The organism is Lacisediminihabitans sp. (assembly GCF_036404185.1).
Taxonomy (GTDB): Bacteria; Actinomycetota; Actinomycetes; order Actinomycetales; family Microbacteriaceae; genus Lacisediminihabitans.
Window position 1 is genome coordinate 1 of sequence record NZ_DASWPB010000062.1, and the last position, 6,302, is coordinate 6,302.

Annotated in this window: 5 protein-coding genes; 2 read left to right on the forward strand and 3 right to left on the reverse strand. The window is 66.4% G+C overall.

Features of this window, described 5'->3' with window-relative positions; all coding sequences use genetic code 11:
• Positions 1-1,217, reverse strand: a 1,217-nt coding sequence (locus tag VGC18_RS03340) for a transglycosylase domain-containing protein (protein WP_331094211.1), incomplete at its 3' end; no start/stop codon positions are given.
• Between the two features lie 41 nt (positions 1,218-1,258).
• Positions 1,259-3,853 (reverse strand): transglycosylase domain-containing protein, encoded by a 2,595-nt coding sequence (locus VGC18_RS03345; protein WP_331094213.1) that lies wholly within the window; start codon positions 3,851-3,853, stop codon positions 1,259-1,261.
• A 51-nt stretch (positions 3,854-3,904) separates the two neighbouring features.
• On the opposite strand from VGC18_RS03345, the gene VGC18_RS03350 reads away from it, so the two are divergent.
• The gene (locus tag VGC18_RS03350) at positions 3,905-4,063 is read left to right on the forward strand and encodes a hypothetical protein (protein WP_331094215.1); all 159 of its coding nucleotides are present in this window, start codon (positions 3,905-3,907) and stop codon (positions 4,061-4,063) included.
• A gap of 2 nt (positions 4,064-4,065) precedes the next feature.
• Entirely contained in the window at positions 4,066-4,527 is a 462-nt protein-coding gene (locus tag VGC18_RS03355) for a RidA family protein (RefSeq protein WP_331094217.1), read from the forward strand.
• A 99-nt stretch (positions 4,528-4,626) separates the two neighbouring features.
• Here the strand turns inward: VGC18_RS03355 and acs are convergent.
• Positions 4,627-6,302: acetate--CoA ligase (gene acs / locus VGC18_RS03360; RefSeq protein ID WP_331094219.1), on the reverse strand; the 1,676-nt coding region annotated here is incomplete at its 5' end.

The following is a 6,302-nucleotide window of genomic DNA, read 5'->3' on the forward strand; positions in this document are numbered from 1 at the left end:
GTTTGGGTCGCCGCCGCCTGCGGGGTGTTGTTGTAGTCCTTGTTCTGCGCCATGACGATGATCTTGCCGCTGCCGGGCTGCACCGCCACCGCGGACGAGCCGAGGGCGAATCTGGTCTCCGTCGCCGGGGTGACCGTGCTCAGCTGCTGTTGGGCGACGTCCTGTTGGTTCAGGTCCAGGGTTGTGTAGATCTTGTAACCGCCGCTCGTCCAGTTCGTCGTGCGGGCCTTCTCGTCCGCTCCCAGGGCTGTCAGTTTGGGGATGTTGCGCAGCACGTAGTCGCAGAAGAACTTCGCATCGGTTGCGTTGAGGCAGCCCTGGTTCGGTACCGAGAGTTTGACGTAGTCCTCGGGCTTGCTGGCCACCGCTTCGTCATACTGCTTCTGCGTGATCTTCTTGAGCTCGAGCATGTCCTTGAGGATCGTGTCGCGGCGTGCCGTGTTGGCGGGGAAGTTCTTGGGGTCGTCGAGCCTCATCTTGTTCGGCGTCTGGACGATCGCGACGAGACTGGCCGCCTCCGCGAGGGTCAGGTCCTTGGCGTCGACGCTGAAGTAGCGTTGGGCGGCAGCCTGGATGCCGTAGGTGACCCCGCCGAAGTTGTCGATGTTGAGGTACGCGAGCAGGATCTGATTCTTGCTGTACTTCTTCTCCAGGCTGATCGCGAGCTTCATCTCTTCGATCTTGCGATCGGGAGACGTCCTGATGGCCTCCTTGTAGGCCGCGTCGCGCTTCTCCTTGGTGTCGAGCAGCAGCGCGTTCTGCACTCGGATGTTCTTGACCAGTTGCATGGCGATGGTCGATCCGCCGCTGCTGCCGGTGCCGGTGACAAAACCGATCGCCGCCCGGCTGAGGGACTGCACGTCGACCCCGCCGTGTTTATAGAAGCGACGATCCTCGCCGGCGACCGCGGCATCCTTGGCGAACTGGGAGACCTGGTCCCAGGCCACGTCCTCGCGATTCTGGTCGTAGACCGAGGCGATGAGGACCGGTTTACCGTCGCGGTTCGCGTAGATGTCGTTGCGCTGCGCCTGGCCGCCGATCTTGACGTAGTCCGGGAGGCCCTCGAAGATGCCGATGCTGCCCTTGGTCGCCTCGCTGGCCACGGCGAGGACGGGAGCGATCATCGCCGTCACAAGAACGCCGGCAAGCACGCTGAAACCGACGAAGCCGACGATGCCGCTCAGTACGGTGGTTGGCTTCACTTTTCGGGCAGACATAGCCCACAGGATAACCGATGCGGACTGGGAAACCCGTCTTGTCAGGGGCAGAGCGCGCCAGGGTCCGTTCCGTTGGTGCCGGTGCCGTTGTTCACGCTGAGGGTGACCGCGGTGTCGGTGGAGGTCGACGAGCCGCCGGCGGGATCGCTCATGGTGACCTTGCAGATCGTGGCCGGCGAACTCGACACCCAGTTGTAGCTGACGTCGGATGCGCTGAACCCGTCCGCGACGAGCGCCTTGACCGCGTCGCTCCGGCTCATACCGACGATGCTCGGCATGGTGGTGGCCAGCGTGCCGTCGCTCGTGTAGACGGTGATGCTCGCGCCGAGGGAGGCGGACGTGCCCGCCGCCGGGCTGGTCCTGACCACCTGACCGACGGGCAGCCCGGACGCGACCGGTCCGCCGTTGGTGACGTCGAAGTTCAGTCCCTCGAGCAGGGTGGTCGCCTGACCGAGCTGCTGGCCGGTCACGTTCGGCACGGTCACCCCGGACCCCTTCAGATACTGCGTGTTGGGGGAGGGGAAGGCGCCGCCCTTGTAATCCGGGTTGCTGTTGAGTGATTTCATCGTCACCCGGAAGATGTTGAACTTGGTGTTGGAGCCGTTGGTGCCGGCGATGGTGATGGTGCGCAGGCTCTGGTCGCCCTGCGGGTTCTTCGCGGTGCGCAGCCGGGCCGTGCCCTCGATGTTGCCAACCCAGACGGCGAGGGACACCTTGGTCGTCGTCGCGATGAGCCAGTTCTGGTAGGCGCCGTCACTGGTGCCGGTCTTGCCGACGATCGGGATGCCGTCATGTGGTGAACCCGCCGCACCGGTTCCCCTGGACATCACGGCGGCGAGGGCGTAGGCGACGGTGCTCGCGATGTCGGGGGAGATCGTCTGGCTGCAGTTCTTCGGCTGTCCGCCCAGGTTCTTGCCCGTCGGTCCGACGATCTTGTCGACGATGGTGGGTGCGCAGTAGAGCCCGTTCGCCCCGATGGTGGCGATCGCACCGGCCATGGTCAGCGGGGCGATCTCGTTGGTGCCGAGCACCGTCGACGGGTCGACCTTGAGCGGGGCCCCGTCCGCGCGATGGACACCCATGGCCTCCGCGTCGTCGCGGATGTCGCAGAGGTCCAGCTTCTGCGCCATGCCGACGAAGGCCGCGTTGACCGAATTGACGGTGGCGTTGAGCACCGACATCGAGCCGCCCTCGTCCCCTGCGTCGTTCTTCGGGGTGTACGGCGGTCCCTGCAGCTGGGATGGATCACAGGATGCCGTGAAACTCGACTGCTGGAAGGTGCGCACGCTGCCGTTGACGATGTCGTTGAGGCCGTGGCCGTTCTGCAGCCAGTCGGTCAGCGTGAAGATCTTGTAGGTCGACCCGGTCGGGAACCCGATCGAATTGCCGAACTGGTGGTCGGTGCTGTAGTTGACCGAGGTCGCCGCGGAAGTCGCCTGCGGCGTGTTGTCGAACTGCTTGTTCTGCGCCATGACGAGGATGCGCCCCGTCCCCGGCTGGATGGCATCGGCCACCGCGCCGAGGGCGAAGCGGGTCTCGGTGGCCGGCGCATCCGCGTCGATCGCCTTCTGCGCGACATCCTGCTGGTCGAGGTCGATGCTCGTGTAGACCTTGTATCCGCCGGTCGCCCAGTTCTCGCTCCGCTCCGCCGCGGTCGCACCGAGGGCGGTGAGCGTGGGAACCAGCTGCCTCACGTAGTCGCAGGCGAACTTCGCGTCGGCGGCGTAAAGACATCCGTTGTTCGTCTGGCTCAGCTTGACCTCGGAGGCGATGGGGGTGGCCATCGCCTCGTCGAACTGGGCCTTGGTGATGTCCTTCTCCTCATACATGTCGGTGAGGATCTGGTCGCGGCGCACCTTGTTCGCCGGGTAGAGCTTGGGGTCGCCGAGGTTCTGCTGGTTCGGCTGCTGGACGATCGCGATGAGGCTCGCGGCCTGGGCGACGGTGACGTCCTTCGCATCCACGCTGAAGTACTGCTGCGCCGCGGACTGCACCCCGTAGGTGTTGCCGCCGAAGCCGGTGATGTTGAGGTAGGCGAGCAGGATCTGCTGTTTGGTATAGCGCTTGTCGAGCCCGATCGCGAGCTTCATCTCCTTGAGCTTGCGCTGGAGGGTATCGTCGATGGCCGCCGTGTATGCCGCCTTGCGCTTTTTCGGGTTGTCGATCTGCAGCGCCTGCTGCACCAGGATGTTCTTGACCAGCTGCATGTCCAGGGTCGAGCTGCCGCTCGTGATCTCGTTGTGGGCGGCGTTGCCGATCGCGGCGCGGACCACGGAGGGCACATCGACCCCGCCGTGGTCGTAGAAGCGGCGGTCCTCACCGTCGACCGCGGCGTCCTTGAGGTAGGTGGAGACCTCGCTCGCCCCGACCTCCTGGCGGTTCTGGTCGTAGATCCTGGCGATCTCGACCGGCTGCCCGCCACGAGTGGCGTAGACGACGTTCTGCTGGGCCTGTTCGCCGATGGTCAGATAATCGGGCAGATCGTCGAAGATGCTGATGGCGCCGGTCACCGCCTGGGTGGAGACGGCGAGAGCGGGTGTGACCATAGCCGTCACGAGGATGCCGGCGATCACGCTGAAACCGACGAAACCACCAACGGCTCTGGACAGACCGGGACGCTTGGACGGGTTAGCCATACTATTAAAACTACGTTTGTTTGCTCTGCCCAACCTGAACGGACCCTCCAGATGCCCCGCTGGGAATACCTCACCACGCCGTTGATCGTCCATAACACGGCGGCCATCCTGAACAACTGGGGGGATCAGGGATGGGAGCTCGTGCAGATCGTCACCGGTCCGGAGGGCGGCCTCGTGGCCTATCTCAAGCGCGAGAAGAAGGAGGACTGACCATGTCCGCAGTGAACGATCGTCTCGCCGAACTGGGGCTCGCCCTTCCCGCGGTGGCGGCCCCCGCCGGCTCCTATGTCCCCGCCGTGGTGACCGGCAATCTCGTCTACACCTCCGGTCAGCTGCCGTTCGTCGATGGTGTGCTGCCGGCCACCGGTAAGGTCGGCGCCGGCGTCGCAGCGGAGGATGCGCGCGGCTACGCCGCGACCTCCGCCCTCAACGCCCTCGCCGCCGCGGCATCCGCCATCGGCTCCCTGGACAGGGTCACCCGCGTCGTCAAGGTTGTCGGCTTCGTCGCATCCGACCCCTCCTTCACGGGGCAGCCCGGGGTCATCAACGGCGCATCCGATCTGCTGAAGGACCTCTTCGGCGACGCGGGAGTGCATGCACGCAGCGCCGTCGGCGTCGCGGTGCTGCCGCTCGACTCGCCCGTCGAGGTAGAGCTGGTCCTCGAGTTCGCCTGACCCCTTAACCTCCGACGTGCCTGCCCGACGTCGCGGTGTTTCGTCGTCCGCGCTCGGGTACACAACCAACGCGCGGACGACGAAACACCGCGACGTTGGTTAAGAGGCCGGGTTGAGCTGGCCCTCGATGATCTGCATCACGGTCGCGTCGGCGAGGGTGGTGGTGTCGCCGATGGCCCGTCCCTCCGCGACATCCTGCAGCAGTCGGCGCATGATCTTGCCCGAGCGGGTCTTCGGCAGCTCGGCGACGATGAAGATGCGCCGCGGGCGTGCGATGGCGCCGATCTGGTCGGCGACATGGGCGCGCAACAGGTCGGCGGCCTCCTCGGCGGTCTGCAGCTGCGCCTGATCGGACCGCAGGATGACGAAGGCGACCACCGCCTGGCCGGTCAGCTCGTCGACGGCGCCGACCACCGCCGACTCGGCGACGATCGGATGCGACACCAGCGCCGACTCGATCTCGGCGGTGGACAGGCGGTGGCCGGAGACGTTCATGACGTCGTCGACGCGGCCGAGGAGCCAGATGTCGCCGTCCGGGTCGAGCCGGGCGCCGTCGCCGGCGAAGTAGAGGTAGCCGAATCGCTCCCGGTCGAAGGTGCTCCAGTAGATCTCCCGGAACCGGTCGGGATCGCCCCAGATGCCTCGGGTCATCGACGGCCAGGGCTCGTCCACGACGAGGAAGCCACCGCCGCCCGCGGGGACGGGCGTGCCGGCCTCGTCGAGCACCCGGACCGAGATCCCGGGCAGCGGCACCTGCGCGGCGCCCGGTTTTGCGATCGTGACGCCGGGCAGCGCGGAGATCATCATGGCGCCCGTCTCGGTCTGCCACCAGGTGTCGACGATGGGCGCGGTCCCTCCGCCGATCACCTCGCGATACCAGATCCACGCCTCCGGGTTGATCGGTTCCCCCACGCTTCCGAGAACTCGCAGGGTGCCGAGGTCGAAGGCATCCGGCACCTGCCTGCCCAGCTTCATGAACGAGCGGATGGCCGTCGGCGCCGTATAGAAGAGGGAGACGCCGTACTTCTCCACGATCTCCCACCAGCGGCCGGGATGCGGGGTCTCCGGCGTTCCCTCGTAGAGCACCTGGGTCGCGCCGTTCGCGAGCGGGCCGTAGACGACGTAGCTGTGACCGGTGATCCAGCCGACGTCGGCCGTGCACCAGTAGACATCCGTCTCCGGGTGCAGATCGAAGACGTTCCTGTGGGTGAACGCCACCTGGGTGAGATAACCGCCGCTCGTATGGAGGATGCCCTTCGGCTTTCCGGTCGTTCCGGAGGTGTAGAGGATGAACAGCGGATGCTCGGCGTCGAAGCCCTGCGCCTCGTGCTCCGCGCCGACCGTGGCCAGCTCCTCGTGCCACCAGAGGTCGCGGCCGTCGACCCAGCCGACCTCGCTGTCCACGCGCTTGACGACGAGCACGTGCTCGACGGAATGCGGGGCGTCCTTCTCCAGCGCGAGCGCGGCATCCACCGTGGGCTTGAGCGGGCTGACGTTGCCCTTGCGCCAGCCGCCGTCCGCGGTGATGACGAGCTTCGCCCCGGCGTCCAGGACGCGGTCCCGGATCGACTGCGCGCTGAATCCGCCGAAGATCACCGAGTGGATCGCACCGAGCCGAGCCACCGCGAGCATCGCGATGACCGCCTCCGGGATCATCGGCAGGTAGATCGCGACGCGGTCGCCCTGCCCGATGCCGAGCGCGGTCAAGGTGTTCGCCGCACGCTTGACCTCGGCGGTGAGCTCGGCGTAGGTGAACGTCCGGGTGTCGCCGGGCT

What these genes read in the sequence shown, in the direction of transcription:
- VGC18_RS03345 (WP_331094213.1), bottom strand. Translation starts at nt 3,853, where the DNA reads ATGGCTAACCCGTCCAAGCGTCCCGGTCTGTCCAGAGCCGTTGGTGGT.
- VGC18_RS03350 (WP_331094215.1), top strand. Translation starts at nt 3,905, where the DNA reads ATGCCCCGCTGGGAATACCTCACCACGCCGTTGATCGTCCATAACACG.
- VGC18_RS03355 (WP_331094217.1), top strand. Translation starts at nt 4,066, where the DNA reads ATGTCCGCAGTGAACGATCGTCTCGCCGAACTGGGGCTCGCCCTTCCC.